The sequence below is a fragment of the Rhodoferax ferrireducens genome, from assembly GCF_031458075.1.
Taxonomy (GTDB): Bacteria; Pseudomonadota; Gammaproteobacteria; order Burkholderiales; family Burkholderiaceae_C; genus Rhodoferax_B; species Rhodoferax_B ferrireducens_A.
On record NZ_JAVDXT010000001.1, the window covers coordinates 671067 to 686816 of the forward strand.

Genomic DNA, 15750 nt, shown 5'->3' on the forward strand with positions numbered 1-15750 from the left:
TCCGTGGTGTTTCTGGAAGGGGCTGTTGTCAGCCTCCCAGATTTGTTTAATTCTGAAAGGTTTTGAGTGTCCATGTACAACGCATCCAACGCCCGCTACCGCGGCATCTTCCCGGTCGTCCCCACCACCTTCACTGCCAGCGGCGAACTCGATCTGCCCAGCCAGAAGCGCTGCGTCGACTTCATGATCGACGCCGGTTCCGACGGTCTGTGCATCCTGGCCAACTTCTCCGAGCAGTTTCTGCTGTCCGATGACGAACGCGAGATCCTGACCAAGACCATCCTCGAGCACGTGGCCGGCCGGGTGCCGGTGATCGTCACTACCACCCACTTTGGCACCACGGTCTGTGCCCAGCGCAGCCGCCGCGCCCAGGACATGGGCGCCGCCATGCTGATGGTGATGCCGCCCTACCATGGCGCCACCTTCCGCGTCGGCGAGCCGCAGATCTACGAGTTCTACGCCAAGCTGTCCGATGCGGTGAATATTCCCATCATGATCCAGGACGCGCCGGCCGCCGGCACGCCGCTGTCGGCCGCCTTCCTGGCCCGCATGGCCAAGGAGATCGAGCATGTGGCGTATTTCAAGATCGAAACCGCCGGCGCCGCCAGCAAGCTGCGCGAGCTGATCCGCCTGGGCGGCGATGCGATTGAAGGACCGTGGGACGGCGAAGAAGCCATCACCCTGTTCCCGGACCTGGACGCGGGTGCCACTGGCGCCATGACTGGCGGCGGCTTTCCCGACGGCATCCGGCCCATCATCGAAGCGCACCGCATGGGCGACCGCGACAAGGCCTACGCGCTGTACCAGCAATGGCTGCCGCTGATCAACTACGAGAACCGCCAGGGCGGCATCCTCACCGCCAAGTCGCTGATGGCCGAGGGCGGTGTCATCGCCTGCGAAGCGCCGCGCCATCCCTGGCCGGAGATGCATCCGGATGTCCGCGCCGGCCTGATCGAGACCGCCAAGCGGCTGGACCCACTGGTGCTGCGCTGGGCGTAATACTATCTATTTGATAGCTGGTCGCGCTGGTAGCTATTGCGCCAGAGCCCTAAAAGGCTTGGAAGTTTCACGCTAAGGCCGAAAGGCCTGGCGTAACGCCTGCAGGGCGCGTTGGGCCATGCGGTGGCCGCGGCGGGCAATTGCATGGGCTAGCCGCCAGGAGCGCGCAGCCCGGACCTGCGCCATGATCCCGTTCTTCCACACCAGCCAGCGCCCATACCAGTGGCTGAACCACGCCAGCCGCATCAGCGCCGGCTGGGTCAGCTGGAACAGCCGCGCCACGATGGCTGTGCCCAGCACTTTGGCCGCCAGCACCACCAGTAGTCCCAGCACGGTATGGCCCTGGGTGATCCAGTAGACGGCCAGCAGCTTGATGGGCAGCAGGGCCAGCATGGGCACAAAGAACACCAACAAGGCCGCATAAGGCGGCAGCCGCCGCACCAGCTTTTCCAGCTGCGACCACAGCGGCAGCCGGGCCAGCCGGTCCATCGCCCGGGCCAACGGCTCCCAGCCCCATTCTTCAAAGATGAGCAGCAGCGCCAATGTGGTGTGGAGCAGGGTCTTCAGAAAGCGCTTTAAGAAGTGCATGTGCTGGGCCAGGGCGGCCGGTTGGGAGTGGGCGCCGGCCCGGTAGGCGGGGTCGGCGTTCGATGGTAAATTGCGCTGTGGGTCCCGGTGCTGCACCGGCGGGCCCGATTGTTACCCTTCTGTCTGAATCTGTTCTTAAACCATGCATTCCCGCGCTCTCGTTCTGTTTTCTGGTGGCCAAGACTCCACCACGTGCCTGGCCCTGGCCTTGTCTAAATACGACCACGTGGAAACCGTGGCCTTCGACTACGGTCAGCGCCACCATGTGGAGCTGCAAGCCCGCCTGCAGGTGCTGGCCCATATCAAGGCGCAGTTTCCGCACTGGGCGGGCAAGATGGGAGAAGACCATTTGCTCGATTTGTCGGTGCTGGGCCAGGTCAGCGAAACCTCGCTGACACGCGACATGGTGTTCAAGATGGAAGAGAGCGGTTTGCCCAATACCTTTGTGCCGGGCCGCAACCTGCTGTTCCTCACGCTGGCGGCCGCGCTGGCCTACCGGCGCAATCTCGAAGTCATCGTCACCGGCGTGTGCGAGACCGATTTCTCGGGCTACCCCGATTGCCGCGACGACACCATGAAAGCCATGCAGCTGGCCTTGTCCTTGGGCATGGACAAACGCTACCTGATCGAGACCCCGCTGATGTGGATCGACAAAGCCCAGACTTGGCAGCTCGCGCACCAGCTGGGTGGCCAGGCCCTGGTGGATTTGATCGTCGAAGACACGCACACCTGTTATCTGGGCGACCGCGTGCACCGCCACGCATGGGGCTATGGCTGCGGCCAATGCCCGGCCTGCGAGCTGCGGGCACGCGGTTTTGAGCGCTTTACCGCGTTGACCTGACGCCGGCTCAAGACCAAATGGGTCCGTTGTATACACGGACCTGTGAAGAAATTCACCCTTACTGGTTTTCCTTATGCGCTCGGCCGCTTTGGGCCTAGGGCGCGTGGGAGGCGTGCGCTAACATTCCCCGGATGTGTGCAGCCCTTGTACGCACTTTCAGCCTCCGGACCTCCCCATGAAGCTATTTCCTCTTTCCCGCCATGCCGCCCATGTGGGGCGTGTGGGCCTGTTGGCTCTGGCGTGTGCCACCAGCCTGGCCAGCCATGCTGTCACTGACAGCAAGGCCGCCCGCTATTACGAAGACGCTTTGGGCCGTTACGAGCGCCACGATATGCCCGGGGCCATCATCCAGCTGAAAAATGCGCTGCAAATTGACAAGAACATGCTGCCGGTGCAGGTCTTGCTGGGCAAGGCATTGTTGGCCAATGGCGAGGCCGCCACGGCCGAAGTTGCTTTGCTGGAGGCTTTGCGTTTGGGGGTAAACCGTGCCGAGGTGGTGGTGCCACTGGCCCAGTCTTTCATCGGGCAGGGTAAGCACAAGCTGGTACTGGAGCAAGCGCAGTTCAGTCCAACTGGTCTGCCGCCGGCAGTCCAGGTGCAACTCTTGCTGTTGCGTGCGTCTGCCAGTGCCGACCTGGGCGACGTGCGCAGTGCCTTGAAAATGATTGAGGAAGCGCGGGTGATCGATGGCCGGTCGCCCGATGTATGGCTGGCAGAAGTTCCGGTGCGCATCCGGGCGCGCCAGTTTGCCGAGGCTAAAACCGCTGTCGAACGCGCCGTCAGTCTGGCGCCCAGTTCTGCCGAAGTGCAGTACCAAAAAGGCTCGCTGCTGCATGTGCAGGGCGATATCCGTGCTGCACTGGCGGCCTACGATGCAGCCCTGCAGTTGGATGCAAAACACATTGAAGCGCGCGTGGCGCGTGCGGGTATTGCTATCGATTTGGCCAAGTATGCGGATGCGGCCAAGGACGTGGCCGAAGTGCAGCGTTTATCGCCGAGCGAGCCACGGGCAGCTTACTTGAAAGCCTTGCTGGCCGAGCGCAATGGCAACGCAGCCGCCACGCGTACCGCACTGGCGGAAGTGACGGGTTTTCTCGACCCCGTACCGGTTGCCTTCATCCAGTACCGTCCCCAGCTGCTGATGCTCAACGGCTTGGCGCACCTGGGGTTGAACGAACGCGAGAAGGCCAAACCCTATCTTGAGTCTTATCAGCGGATACAAAGCAATAGCCCGGTGTCCAAGCTGCTGGCGCAAATTTTCTTGTCGGAAGAAAACTTTGGCCGGGCCATTGAGGTGCTGGAGGAATACATCAAGGCGCAGCCCGGCGACGGTCAAGCCATGACCCTGCTGGCGGGGGCGCACATGGCCCAAGGCCGCAACGCCAAAGCCACGGCCCTGATGCAGCAGGCCCTGGCCTTGAAGGATGTGCCAGAATTTCGCGCGACCCTGGGTATGAGCCTGGTGGGGGGCGGCCAAATCGGTGAGGGCGTGGCGCAGCTTGAAGCGGCTTTCAAAGACCCCAACCAGATCCAGGCCGGTGCCGCGCTGGCGGGCCTGTATCTGCGCGACCGCCAGTCTGCCAAAGCCATTGCCGTGATCAACAAGCTGCTCAAGCAGCAACCTGCGAATGCCGGTTTCAACAATTTGCTAGGTATGGCGCAAGCCCAGTCCGGCAATCTGGTGGCCGCCAAAACGGCCTTTGAGCGGGCGCTGCAGACCGACCCCAGTTTGCTGCAGGCCAAGCTCAATCTTGCCCGCCTAGACATGGCCAGCAAGAACTACGACGCTGCTGCCGCCCGCCTGACGGAGGTGCTCAAGGCCGACGACAAAAATGTGGACGCCACCTACGAGATGGCCAATCTTGCCGACCGCCGTGGTCAGGCCGCTGAAACCTTGCGCTGGCTGGAAAAGGCCAACGACATTGCGGGCCCGCGCGAGCTGCGGCCAGGAATTTCGCTGGTCGAACTGCATTTGCGCAACCGTGCCCCCACACTGGCTTTGGACGCCGCCAAACGGCTATACGCCAAGGCGCCGGACAATCTCTCTGCCTTGCTGATGTATGGCCGAGCCCAATTGGCCAATGGTGACGTGGAGGGCGCAAAATCCACTTTCTCCGGTGCCACCCGTTTTGCCGATTTCAACGCTCCCCAGCAAACCGAGATCGCCGCGCTGCAAATGGCGGCCAACAATGTGGCGGGTGCGGCCTATAGCCTGGAAAAAGCCCTTTCCAGCCGCCCTGAGTTTTTGCCTGCACTGGCGTTGATGACCGATGTGGAGCTGCGCCAGGGGACTCCCGCCAAAGCCGAGCAACGCGCTCGCCAGGTATTGGCATTGGCTCCGAAACGGGCCATCGGCTACAGCTTGCTGGGGGATGTGGCCCAAGCCCGTGGCCAGACCGCCGCGGCGATTGACGCCTACCGCAAGGCCCACCAGGCCGAGCCCAGTTCCGAGACCTTGTTGCGCTTGTTCCGCGCGTTGTCCAGCCAGGACGGCGGCAAGCCGGCGCTGCAGCTGGGAGAGCAATGGGTGAAATCGCGCCCGCAAGACCTGTTGGTACGCCGGGCGCTCGCTGATGCCTACGCCCGGAACGGCAGCTATGCGGCGGCCCGGGTCAACTATGAAAGCTTGGTGCAAGCGCTTCCGGATGACGCCGAGGTTTTGAACAATTTGGCCAACGTATTGCTGCGTCTCAAAGACCCGTCTGCGGTAGCCATGGCAGAACGGGCCTTGGTAAAGGATCCAAGCAATGCCAACGCGATTGACACCCTGGGCTGGGCGCTGTTCCGCGGGGGCCAAGCCGAGCAGGCCGACCGCGCCTTGCAGCTTTTGCGGGATGCCCGCTTGCGGGAACCGGCCAATCCCAGTATCCGTTACCACCTCGCCGCCGTGCTGGCCCAGAGTGGTCGAAAAACCGAAGCCCGGGATGAGGTGGAAGCCGCCTTGAAGATTGGTCGTCCATTTGAGAGCAGTGCAGCCGCTGAGACGCTGCTGAAAACCCTGCGCTAAACACCCTTTCACAATGTCGATTTTTCTTACATGTATGTATCGGTAACGACATTTTTGCAAGCTAAGTTATTGATATATATATAGAAAAATTGCTGGCATGGATTTAGCTAGTAATGATTTGTAAAAGGTAGTCGCATCCCATAACGCTACGTTGAATTGGACCAAGAACATGAAAAACACATCTTTGAAACGCGCCCTCCAAGCAGTAGCTGCTTGTGCATTGCTGGGTATGGGTTCCGCTAGCTGGGCAGAAAGCACCTGGGATCTGAGCGCGAACTGCGGTTCGTCCGCTGGCGTCACGACCTGCGGTTCTGGCACCAATGGTGGCACCACCGTTTCTGCCCAGGCTTACTCCACCGGTACGGGTTCTACCTTTGCCACTGCCCCGGTTACCAATTGGGGTGCAGGCTCTGGTTTGGGCGTGCAGTATTCGGGTGAAATTTCCGGTAGCCCTAACCATGCTACGGATAACAGCAACGGCACTGATTTGATCGCATTGAAGTTTGGCGCAGATGTGAATTTGAGCCAAGTGACTGTCGGTTGGTGGGCCAATGACTACGACATTACCGTGCTGGCATATACCGGTTCTGGTACCCCCACCATAATCGGCAAAGCCCTGAGTTGGTTCACTGCTGCCAACGGTTGGACCTCGGTGAAGAACTACGGATCATCTGGCACCGCAGCGGCAACCAACACCAGCGGCACCAATACTGATAAGTCTATGAACACCACAGACACCACTACGTACTCTAGCTGGTGGCTGATCAGCGCCTACAACTCGGGCTATGGTGGCGGCGCGATGGACAGCATCTCGGATTACGTGAAGCTGATGTCGGTGGCTGGCCACACCCGTCCTCCATCGGACGGCAAAGTCCCTGAGCCAGGCTCCTTGGCTCTGATGGGTATGGGTTTGCTGAGCCTGTTGGGCACCACCCGCCGTCGCAAGGCTTCGGCCGTCTAATTCCGCGTTGGCAGGCTGCTTGCAGCCACTTCTTAAAAGGCATCGTTTCGGTGCCTTTTTTGTTGCTGCGTAGCCATTGAAAGCCTCCGTTATGGAGGCTTTTTTTATGGGCATCATGTTGCCACTACGGGCTGTTAAGGTGGCCTTGCCGATCTTGATCAATGCTGCCAGATAGACGTACAGAAAATCCCATGCCTACTGTGTAAACGCATCCTCAAACTTGATGATGCAGTTTGGTGTGCCATCAACCAAGATGAAGACATGAACTCTCCCGTCTGAGCCATGCAAGTCGCTGAACGCTTTGGTGCCAAAGTCTCCGTCGCCCTGCCAGGGCGCGGCCTATTTTTGTTGGTGGCCGTGGAGCCTGGTGGCCTGGATGCCTTGGTGCAAGGCGTGGGTGGTCGCATCGTTGCCCGGCTGGATGCTTGCCGTGCCTTGGTGGTCATGGGGTTGGCGTCCTACATGGGGCTGCGGGGCTCCAGGGTATTGCGGTTTATCGGCCCGGTCAGCATCGACCAGCAGCGGTTTTCGACGGTGATGGCGGCGTACCAAACACCGCCGCCCTTGGTTTCGTAACTGCTGCGGCCCAACGGGGCTGCAGCCTACTTCAAGGAGATGGCCATGGCCGGTAGTGTTGGACAGGAATTACTCGACGTACCCCTTCCCGATATGGTGCTGAAGCTGGCGCTCGGCATTGCAGAGGCACAAAAAGCACTCGACGAAAACTCGGTGGAAACCGCCAAAGCCCTGGCCGAAACCGAGATGCCCTTGGTCATGGGCGTCACCCAGACCATTGCCGCCAACGGCGATGTGACGTACGTGAATGCGGCACCGGTCAATGTGTCCTTGATACAGATTGGCCTGATGCCCACCTTCTACCAGTTTGCCGAGGCCACTATCGAGGTCACGATGGACATCAAGACCACCACCTCGGTGGAAACCAGCCTCAAAGTCGGCGTCAAGGCCAAGGCCGGCTTTGCCTGCTGGAGTGCTTCGGTGTCGGTCGATGTGTCGCATAACCGCAAGTTTGGCAAAGAAGTGCACGGCACGAGCCGCCTGCTGACGCGCATGGTGCCGGTACCGCCCCCACCGCGCCTGGCGCCGCAGCTGAACATCGTGGACAACCGCCCACCCAAGGTGCCCGCCTGACCATGGCCACGCTCGATAAAACCAAGGTTTTTCGCGCGCCCTTGTATGCCCCCGAGACCGCGGTACAAGAGACCGCGTCCACCTCGTTCGCCGACCTGGTGCGCCTGATGGCCGAAGGCATTGCCGATGCCCAATTGGCCCTGGACCGCAGCGCCGCCGCCATGGTGACCGAGCTGGCCGAGACCCGGGTGAACATCATCCCCAGCATCACCGAACAGGTGGCGGCCGATGGCACGGTCACCTTTGAGCAGGGCAAGCCGCAAAGCGTTTCCTTGCTGGAGTTGGGCGTCAAGCCCACCTTCTACCAGTTCTCGCAGGCCACGGTTGAGGTCAGCATGGACTTGAAGCTGGTCGAGCAACTCAACGAAGACGGCACGCGCAAGAAAGGCGGGCTGGGCCTGTTTGCCGAAACCTCGAATATCCGCTTTGAGCGCAAGCTCAACCGCGATGTGTCGGTGCACTCCAAGATCACGGCCACCCTGGTGCCCGTGCCCGCGCCGTTGCGTCTGGAGATTCCCCGCCGTACAGTCACGGGCTAGCCGCTACCGCTCCATACGACCATGGCCCTTGCTACCGACCCCAAACGTGCGCCGCTGGGTGCCTTGCTTGGCAAGGCCGGTGCGTCTCTAACCAGCGCCCAAACCGATCTGGGCCTGGGCGTGGGCCTGGCCAGCGGGATGGTGATGTCCGAGGCCACGCTAGAGATCAAGGCCGCGGTGTCGCGTAATAGCACTGGCGAGCTGGAGATTGAGCCGCTGTCGTCGGCCCATTTGGCCGGCGCCTTGAACGCCTCGGCGGTATCGACCATCCGCGTCAACTTCGTGGCCACGGCGGCCACGCCAAATGCTGCCAGCGGCAGCGACGGCACGACCACGCCGGTCAAGAACCGGGACGAGATCATCAAGAACTTCCGCCAGCGCGACGACCTGTTGGCGCTGGAGCGTGTGCTCGGGCCGCTGCAGGTCAATGCGAGCTTTCTAGCCGGCAGCCAGCGCTGGCTGGTGAATGCTGTGGATGCCGATGGCCGCCTGGTGCGCGAGCAACTGCTATCGGATTAGCTGACCAAGAGGCACGACATGGCAAGCAAACCACAGACCACGGCACAGCTGCAGGCGGCGTTGCAAGCCGCCCAGGAAGCCTTGGCGGTGTCGCGCAGCCAGACTGCCGAGACCGAGGCTACGGCCCGCAAAAGCCTGGCCGACGCGGCCGATGCCTTGTCGCGCCTCAAGCTGGCCGCAGCGGCTGCCAGCGACCGCGAGATCAAGGCCAGCCGCGAGGCCGACGCGCTGCGCCAGCAGAACCTGGCCTTGCAAGCCCAGCTGCGCGCGCCCGAACCCGAAACCGAGGATTTCCCTGCCCAGATCAAGCAGCTGAAGAGCCAGATCGACGGCCTGCTGGCCGAGAACCAGCGCCTGGCCCAGCAGCGCGACACCGCGCAGGCCGACAACAGCACGCTGTTCCAGCGCCTCGACCAAAGCGCTGTGCGCGAGAAGGAGGCGGTGACGGCCGCCGTGCAGGCCACTGCCGCAGCCCATGAAGGCAAGCTCAAGGCGGTGGAGGAAAAGCTGCGCCTGGGCACCGCACGCATCGCGGCCTTGTCGGCCCAGCTGGGTGGCAGCGGCAAGCTCGAAGTTCTGGCACCCGACCAGGTGGGCCATTTGATGGGCGGCTTTTTGCAGCAGCTGGAAACCGGCATGCCGACCCTGCGGCTGGCCGAGGGTGAACTCAAGCTCAAGCTGGGCTTGGCGCGCAGCGAGCAGCAAGAGGGCTTCGTGATCCTCCCGCCCAATGCCAGCGCCGAATTGCGCAGCACTTTGCACGAAGTGTCGCTGCGCTTCGACCGCGCCGGCGCAACGGTGCTGAAGACCGACGCCGGCTAGCCTGCTTACACCACGCCGGCTTTGCGCAGCGCCGCAATCCGCTCTACATCCATGCCCAGCCCGCGCAGCACCTCGTCTGTATGCTGGCCCAGCGCGGGCGGTGCATGGCGCAGCACCGGCGGCGCATCGGCCAGGCGCAGCGGGCTGGCAACGCTGGCGATCTGCGCAATCCCGTCACCCGCATCGCGCGGCAGTTCCACGCGCAAACCACGCGCCTGCACCTGCGGGTCGGCAAAGGCCTGCGCCAGGTTGTTGATCGGGCCGCAGGGCACGGCCTTGTCTTCCAGCAGCGCGGTCCATTCGGCGGTACTGCGGGTGCGGGTCACCGCCTCCATCGCAGCAACCAGGGCCGTGCGGTTCAGCACCCGCTGGGTATTGGTGGCGAAGCGCGGGTCGCTGGCCCAGCCGGGCTGGCCGGCGGCCTGGCAGAAGCGGGCAAACTGGCCGTCGTTGCCCACGGCCAGCAGCATGGCGCCGTCGGCGGTGGGGAAGTCCTGGTAGGGCGCCAGGCTGGGGTGGCTATTGCCCTGGCGCTGCGGCACCTTGCCGGTGTTCAGAAAGCCCGCGCCCTGGTTGGCCAGGATGGCCATGCCCACGTCCAGCAGCGCCATATCGATGTACTGGCCCTGGCCGGTGCTGTGGCGCATGTTCAGCGCGGCCAGGATGGCGGTGCTGGCGTAAACCCCTGTAAACAGATCCGTCAGCGCCACGCCTACGCGCATACCACCACCGCCGGGCTCGCTGTCGGCCCGTCCAGTGATGCTCATCATGCCGCTGCTGGCCTGGATCAGCAGGTCGTAGCCGGCACGCTCGGCATACGGCCCGTCCTGGCCGAAGCCGGTGATCGAGCAGTAGATCAATCGGGGATTCAGCTCCTTCAAACTGGCGTAATCCAGCCCGTATTGCTGCAATCCGCCGACCTTGAAGTTCTCCACCAGCACGTCGCTGTCGGCCGCCATCTGGCGGATCAGCGCCTGGCCCTCGGTGGTCGCCATGTCGATGGTGACGGAGCGCTTGTTGCGGTTGCAGGCGGTGAAGTAGGTGGCCTGGTCTGTGTCCTTGCCGTCCGCATCCTGCAGGAACGGCGGGCCCCAGTGGCGGGTGTCGTCGCCCACCACCGGGCGCTCCACCTTCACCACATCGGCGCCCAGGTCGGCCAGGATCTGCGTGCACCAGGGGCCGGCCAGCACCCGCGACAGGTCAAGTACGCGCAGGCCGTGCAGGGAGGTGGGTGGCATGCCTGATTCCATGGTTTAAGCTTTTTAGTGCCCTCGCGCAGGTAATACCTGCACGAGTAGCTATTAAATATGTAGCGCGTGATTTCAGTTGGAGAAGGCGGCAATGCCGGTCTGGGCCCGGCCCAGGATCAGCGCGTGGATGTCGTGCGTGCCTTCGTAGGTGTTCACCACTTCCAGGTTCACCAGATGCCGGGCCACACCGAACTCATCGCTGATGCCGTTGCCGCCCAGCATGTCGCGCGCCATGCGGGCAATGTCCAGTGCCTTGCCGCAGGAGTTGCGCTTGATCAGCGAGGTGGTTTCCACCGCGGCCGTGCCTTCGTCCTTCATCCGGCCCAGGCGCAGGCAGCCTTGCAGGCCGAGTGCGATCTCGGTCTGCATGTCGGCCAGCTTCTTCTGGATCAGCTGGTTGGCGGCCAGCGGGCGGCCGAACTGCTTGCGGTCCAGCGTGTACTGGCGCGCGGTGTGCCAGCAGGCTTCGGCTGCGCCGAGTGCGCCCCAGGCGATGCCGTAGCGGGCCGAGTTCAGGCAGGTGAACGGGCCTTTCAAACCCTGCACCTCGGGGAAGGCGTTTTCTTCGGGGCAGAACACGCCGTCCATGACGATCTCGCCGGTGATGCTAGCGCGCAGGCCGACCTTGCCGTGGATGGCGGGAGCCGTCAGTCCGGCCATGCCTTTTTCCAGCACAAAACCGCGGATCGGCCCCACATTGCCAGCCGCGTCCACCTCCTTGGCCCAGACAACGAACACGTCGGCGATCGGGCTGTTGGAGATCCAGGTCTTGTTGCCGCGCAGCGTGTAGCCGCCCGCGGTCTTGATGGCGCGCGTGGCCATGGAGCCGGGGTCGGAGCCGTGGTCGGGCTCGGTCAAACCAAAGCAGCCAATCCACTCACCGGTGGCCAGCTTGGGCAGGTATTTTTGCTTCTGCGCCTCGGTGCCGAATTCAAAAATCGGCACCATCACCAGCGAACTCTGCACGCTGGCCATGGAGCGGTAGCCCGAATCCACGCGTTCGACCTCGCGGGCGATCAGGCCGTAGGCCACGTAGTTCAGGCCCGGGCCGCCGTACTGCTCGGGGATGGTCGGGCCTAGCAGGCCTAAAGCGCCCATCTCGCGGAAGATCGCCGGGTCGGTGCTTTCGGAGCGGAAGGCGTTCAGCACGCGCGGCGCCAACTGGCCCTGGCAGTAGGCGTTGGCCGCGTCGCGCACCATGCGTTCGTCCTCGGTCAGTTGCAGGTCGAGCAGAAAAGGGTCTTCCCATTGAAAGCGGGCGTGGGCCATGCGGGTCTCCAGTCGGTAGATGGCAAATGAATGCGGATAGGTGGACCGATCGTAGCCCTGGATCGGTGCCGCGGCAAACCACAGTTTTTCACAATGGTATGAATATGGCGCATATCTTGAGGGGAATTTCAGTCAATTAAGCTCCATTCGATCTGCTGAATGTGTACATTGCGCATACTATGCGCCGCAAAATCCCCTCCACCCAAGCCCTGGTGTGTTTCGACACCGCCGCCCGCCACGAGAGCTATACCCGGGCCGCACAAGAGCTGTCCTTGACGCAGGGCGCGGTATCCCGCCAGATCGCGGCGCTGGAGGAATTCCTGGGTCTGGCCCTGTTCCGCCGCACCCGGCACGGCGTGGCGCTGACCGCGCAGGGCCGCGACTATGCGCGCCAGGTGGCGCGGCGCCTGGACGGCCTGGAACTCGACACCTTGAACGCCATGGCCAGCCTGGGCACCGGCGGCGCGCTGGCGCTGGCGGCCGTGCCCACCTTTGCCACCCGATGGCTGATGCCGCGCCTGCCCGACCTGGCCGCGCTGCACCCCGACATCGTGGTGCATATCGAGACCCGTACCCGGCCCTTTTTGTTTGCCGACCAGGGTTTCGACGCCGCCTTGTTTGCCGGCACCGCCGAGCAGGTGGCGAACTGGCCCGGCACCCGCGCCGTGGCCTTGATGGCGGAAGAAGTGGTGCCGGTTTGCAGCCCGCGACTTTTGAAGGGCCAGACCCCGCTGGAGCCGCAGGCCATCGCCACGCTGCCGCTGCTGCAGCAAAGCACCCGGCCCGAGGGCTGGCGCCAGTGGTTCGACGCCATGGGCGTGGCCGCCGACCAGCCGCTGAGTGGCCCGCGTTACGAGCTGTTTTCCATGACGGCCACGGCCGCCGCCGTCGGCCTGGGCGTGGCCCTGGTGCCGCGCATCCTGGTGGAGGACGAGTTGCAGCGCGGCAGCCTGGTGGTCGCCTGCGACCGGGCGCTGCGCGGCGAGCGTAACTATTACCTGGTGGTGCCGGCCGTGACGGCCGTGGACCATGCGCCGCCTGCACTGGCGGCGTTTGAGGACTGGCTGCTCAGGCAGGCTGCGGAATCCCCCAGTACAAGCGCCACGGCGTAGTGCAGCGTATGGCTTCCAGCGTCTCTGTGTTTTCCGGCCCCAGCCAGCCGGCCAGGGCGGCGTACAGCGCGGGGTAGTTGGCGCTGTCTTCGTGGTTGGTGCAAGGCCAGTCGCTGCCCCACAACAAGGCCTGCGGCCCCAGTTCCTGCAACCAGAGCTGGGCCAAAGCCGTGGCATCCATGGCCGGCGCCAGCCGGTAGGCGGCGCTGAGTTTGACGTGGACCGTGGCGGCACCGGCCTGGCGGCTGCGCTGCAGCACGGCGGCAATGCCGGCGTCGTGCAACGAGGCGCGCTCCGGCTTGCCGAAATGGTCTACCACCACCGGCACGGCCTGGGGCAGGGCAGCCAGCACCGGGGCCAGTGCACCGCGGTCGGTGTGCAGTTCCACATGCCAGCCTAGGGCCAGCAGGGCGTCCCACAGAGGGCTGGCGGCGGCCCAGGGCGCCATGTCGTGGCTTTGGCCGGCCAGGTTCAGCCGGATGCCGCGCACGCCTTGCGCATGCAGGGCTTGCAGTGCGGGCAGGCTGGCATCGGGTGAGACCACGGCCACGCCGCGCAGCGTGTCGGGGTGTTGTGCCAGTTGCGCCAGCAGCAGCCGGTTGTCGGTGCCCATGAAGCTGGTTTGCACCAGCACGCCATGGCGCAGGCCGACCGCTGCGGCGGCCGTCTGCCAGGCCTGCAGCGGTGCGGCGTAGGCCGGGGTGTAGCGCGCGCCGGGCGTGGACTGGTGGGCCGGGAACACGTGGAAGTGGGTGTCTACCGGCGGCAAGTCGGCAGACCTAGGGAAAACACTTTGTGGCGTTGGGATGGTCATGGCGTACATTCTAGTCATCTAGAGGACTAAATCAATGGATGAAAGCATATTCTCCGACCCGGCATTCCCCGCCGACCAGCCCAGTCCCGGCCAAAGCCGCTACGGCTGGCTGGCGGCCAGCCTGCGGGCCCGCATCACCCAGGGTGAATGGGTGCCCGGCACCGCTTTGCCGGCGGAGGCCGCGTTGGCCAAGGAGCATGGCGTAGCCCTGGGCACGTTGCGCCAGGCGCTGGCGCTGCTGGTCGCCCAGGGGCTGCTGGTGCGCCAGCACGGGCGCGGCACCTTTGTGCGCGAGGGGCTGGGCGGCGCGTCGATGCTGCGCTTCTTCCGCTTTGCCACCGAAGATGGTGCGCCGGGCACGCCGCAGTCGCACATCCTGGGCCGCCAGCTCCGGCTGGCCAGCGCCGACGAGGCCGACGGCCTGGGCCTGCCCGCCGGGGCCAGCGTGCTGCAGCTACAGCGCCTGCGCAGCCTGCAGGGCCAGCCTTGTTTGCTGGAGCACATCGTGCTGCCGCTGCCGCTGTTCGAGGCCCTGGCGCAGTCGGACCTGGCCGCCTGGGATGACCTGCTCTATCCCATGTACCAGCGGGTCTGCGGCGCCACCATCCACCGCGCCGAAGACAGCCTGGGCTTCGGCCTGCTGACAGCCGAGCAGGCCAGCCTGCTGCGGCTGGACGCCGGCCACCCCTGCGCCCAGGTGGATCGGCGGGCTTTCGACCTGGCTGGCCGCTGCGTGGAGCTGCGCACCACGCTGGGCGATGCCTTCGCCTTCCGCTACACCGCCCATGTGCGCTGAGCCGGCCCCCGTTCCATTCCATTTTTTACCGAGGATAGATTTATGAAAAAAGTGCCTGTAGCGCAGATGTCCATTGCGCGAGCAGCTATGTTTGTCATAGCAAGTGCAGCTTTGTCCACACCAGTCGCCGGCCTGGCGGAAACCGCCGCCTGGCCCAGCAAGCCCATCACCATCGTGGTCACCTATCCGCCCGGCGGCGGCGCCGATGCCATGGCCCGGCTCATTGCGCCCAAGCTGGGCGAGGCCTTGGGCCAGCCGGTGGTGATCGACAACAAGCCCGGCGCCAGCGGGCAGATCGGCGCCGCCGCCGTGGCCAAGGCCGTGCCCGATGGCCACACGCTGATGTTCGATGCCTCCTCGTTCGCGGTGAACCCGGCCCTGTACCCGCGCCTGCCGTACGACGCCGACAAGGCCTTCCGCCCGGTGGGCGTGGTGGCGCTGTTCCCGAACGTGGTGCTGGTCAACGCCAAGTTCCCGGCCCAATCGGTCGCCGAGCTGATCACCGCCGCCCGTGCCAGCAAGGACGCGGTGTCGTTCGCCTCGTCGGGCAATGGCTCGGCCCAGCATCTGGCCGGTGTGCTGTTCGAATCCGCCGCCAAGGTGGAGATGGTGCACATCCCCTACAAGGGCGGTGGCCCGGCCCTCAATGACGTGCTGGGCGGGCAGGTGCCGGTGTTCTTCGGAAACCTGGCTTCGACCTTGCCGCACATCCAGTCGGGCAAGCTGCGCGCGCTGGCCGTGACCAGCGCGCAGCGCGCGGCGATTCTGCCCAATGTGCCGACCCTGGCCCAGGCCCAGGTGCCCGGTGCCGAAGTCTACGAATGGAACGTGCTGTTTGCACCCGCCGGCGTGCCCGAGCCGGTGCTGGCCAAGCTCTCCGCCGCACTGCAAAAAGCCCTGGAAGCACCTGACGTGAAAGCCCGCATCGCCCAGCTGGGCGGCGAGATTCCCCCCGGCGGCCCGGATGCAGCGCAGAAATTTGTGCGCCAGCAAATTGCGCTGTGGACCCGGGTGGTGAAGGAGCGGGGTATTACGCTCGAGTGAGGCTCAGGCCTCCAATCGGCTGCTGGTGCGATATCGGCCT

The 15750-nt window shown here is 64.2% G+C and carries 16 protein-coding genes; 12 read left to right on the top strand and 4 right to left on the bottom strand.

Annotation, left to right across the window (positions count from 1 at the left end; genetic code table 11):
• The first annotated feature begins 72 nt into the window (after positions 1-72).
• Entirely contained in the window at positions 73-999 is a 927-nt protein-coding gene (locus J2X19_RS03220; protein WP_310370582.1) for a dihydrodipicolinate synthase family protein, read from the top strand.
• A gap of 72 nt (positions 1000-1071) precedes the next feature.
• On the opposite strand, the gene J2X19_RS03225 is transcribed toward J2X19_RS03220, so the two are convergent.
• Positions 1072-1587: a hypothetical protein gene (locus J2X19_RS03225; RefSeq protein ID WP_310370584.1), complete on the bottom strand. Its 516-nt coding sequence runs from the start codon at positions 1585-1587 to the stop codon at positions 1072-1074.
• A gap of 142 nt (positions 1588-1729) precedes the next feature.
• Between J2X19_RS03225 and queC the strand changes: the two genes are divergently transcribed.
• The 8 genes from queC to J2X19_RS03265 all read left to right on the top strand — a co-directional run bounded on the left by queC (position 1730) and on the right by J2X19_RS03265 (position 9425).
• The gene (gene queC, locus J2X19_RS03230; RefSeq protein WP_116604863.1) at positions 1730-2428 is read left to right on the top strand and encodes a 7-cyano-7-deazaguanine synthase QueC; all 699 of its coding nucleotides are present in this window, start codon (positions 1730-1732) and stop codon (positions 2426-2428) included.
• A gap of 175 nt (positions 2429-2603) precedes the next feature.
• Positions 2604-5435 (top strand): XrtA/PEP-CTERM system TPR-repeat protein PrsT, encoded by a 2832-nt coding sequence (prsT, locus tag J2X19_RS03235; protein WP_310370586.1) that lies wholly within the window; start codon positions 2604-2606, stop codon positions 5433-5435.
• A 169-nt stretch (positions 5436-5604) separates the two neighbouring features.
• Positions 5605-6396, top strand: a complete 792-nt coding sequence (gene xdp1 / locus J2X19_RS03240; protein ID WP_310370588.1) for an exosortase-dependent surface protein XDP1 — start codon at positions 5605-5607, stop codon at positions 6394-6396.
• 282 nt (positions 6397-6678) lie between these two features.
• The gene (locus J2X19_RS03245; RefSeq protein ID WP_310370590.1) at positions 6679-6972 is read left to right on the top strand and encodes a hypothetical protein; all 294 of its coding nucleotides are present in this window, start codon (positions 6679-6681) and stop codon (positions 6970-6972) included.
• Positions 6973-7017: 45 nt separating this feature from the next.
• Entirely contained in the window at positions 7018-7545 is a 528-nt protein-coding gene (locus tag J2X19_RS03250) for a hypothetical protein (RefSeq protein ID WP_207776267.1), read from the top strand.
• Positions 7546-7547: 2 nt separating this feature from the next.
• Positions 7548-8084: a hypothetical protein gene (locus tag J2X19_RS03255; RefSeq protein WP_116604852.1), complete on the top strand. Its 537-nt coding sequence runs from the start codon at positions 7548-7550 to the stop codon at positions 8082-8084.
• Positions 8085-8105: 21 nt separating this feature from the next.
• Positions 8106-8603 carry a hypothetical protein gene (locus J2X19_RS03260; RefSeq protein WP_092761708.1) on the top strand — a complete coding sequence of 166 codons (498 nt, stop codon included), beginning with the start codon at positions 8106-8108 and terminating at the stop codon, positions 8601-8603.
• Between the two features lie 18 nt (positions 8604-8621).
• Complete coding sequence (locus J2X19_RS03265; RefSeq protein WP_310370594.1) at positions 8622-9425, top strand: hypothetical protein; 804 nt, start codon at positions 8622-8624, stop codon at positions 9423-9425.
• 5 nt (positions 9426-9430) lie between these two features.
• Here J2X19_RS03265 and J2X19_RS03270 read toward each other — a convergent pair whose 3' ends face one another.
• Positions 9431-10663, bottom strand: coding sequence for a CaiB/BaiF CoA transferase family protein (locus tag J2X19_RS03270; RefSeq protein ID WP_310370596.1), 1233 nt, complete (start codon positions 10661-10663; stop codon positions 9431-9433).
• A gap of 84 nt (positions 10664-10747) precedes the next feature.
• On the bottom strand, positions 10748-11944 hold the full coding sequence (locus tag J2X19_RS03275) for an acyl-CoA dehydrogenase (protein WP_310370597.1): 1197 nt from the start codon (positions 11942-11944) through the stop codon (positions 10748-10750).
• A 179-nt stretch (positions 11945-12123) separates the two neighbouring features.
• Between J2X19_RS03275 and J2X19_RS03280 the strand changes: the two genes are divergently transcribed.
• Complete coding sequence (locus J2X19_RS03280; protein WP_310370598.1) at positions 12124-13056, top strand: LysR substrate-binding domain-containing protein; 933 nt, start codon at positions 12124-12126, stop codon at positions 13054-13056.
• Here the strand turns inward: J2X19_RS03280 and J2X19_RS03285 are convergent.
• A complete protein-coding gene (locus J2X19_RS03285) occupies positions 13013-13870 on the bottom strand; it encodes an amidohydrolase family protein (protein WP_310370599.1) in 858 nt (285 codons plus the stop codon). The genes J2X19_RS03280 and J2X19_RS03285 overlap by 44 nt on opposite strands.
• A 34-nt stretch (positions 13871-13904) precedes the next feature.
• On the opposite strand from J2X19_RS03285, the gene J2X19_RS03290 reads away from it, so the two are divergent.
• Together J2X19_RS03290 and J2X19_RS03295 are read left to right on the top strand one after the other, a co-directional pair.
• A complete protein-coding gene (locus tag J2X19_RS03290; RefSeq protein ID WP_310370600.1) occupies positions 13905-14666 on the top strand; it encodes a GntR family transcriptional regulator in 762 nt (253 codons plus the stop codon).
• A gap of 42 nt (positions 14667-14708) precedes the next feature.
• Entirely contained in the window at positions 14709-15710 is a 1002-nt protein-coding gene (locus tag J2X19_RS03295) for a tripartite tricarboxylate transporter substrate binding protein (RefSeq protein WP_310370602.1), read from the top strand.
• The last annotated feature ends 40 nt before the right edge of the window (positions 15711-15750 follow it).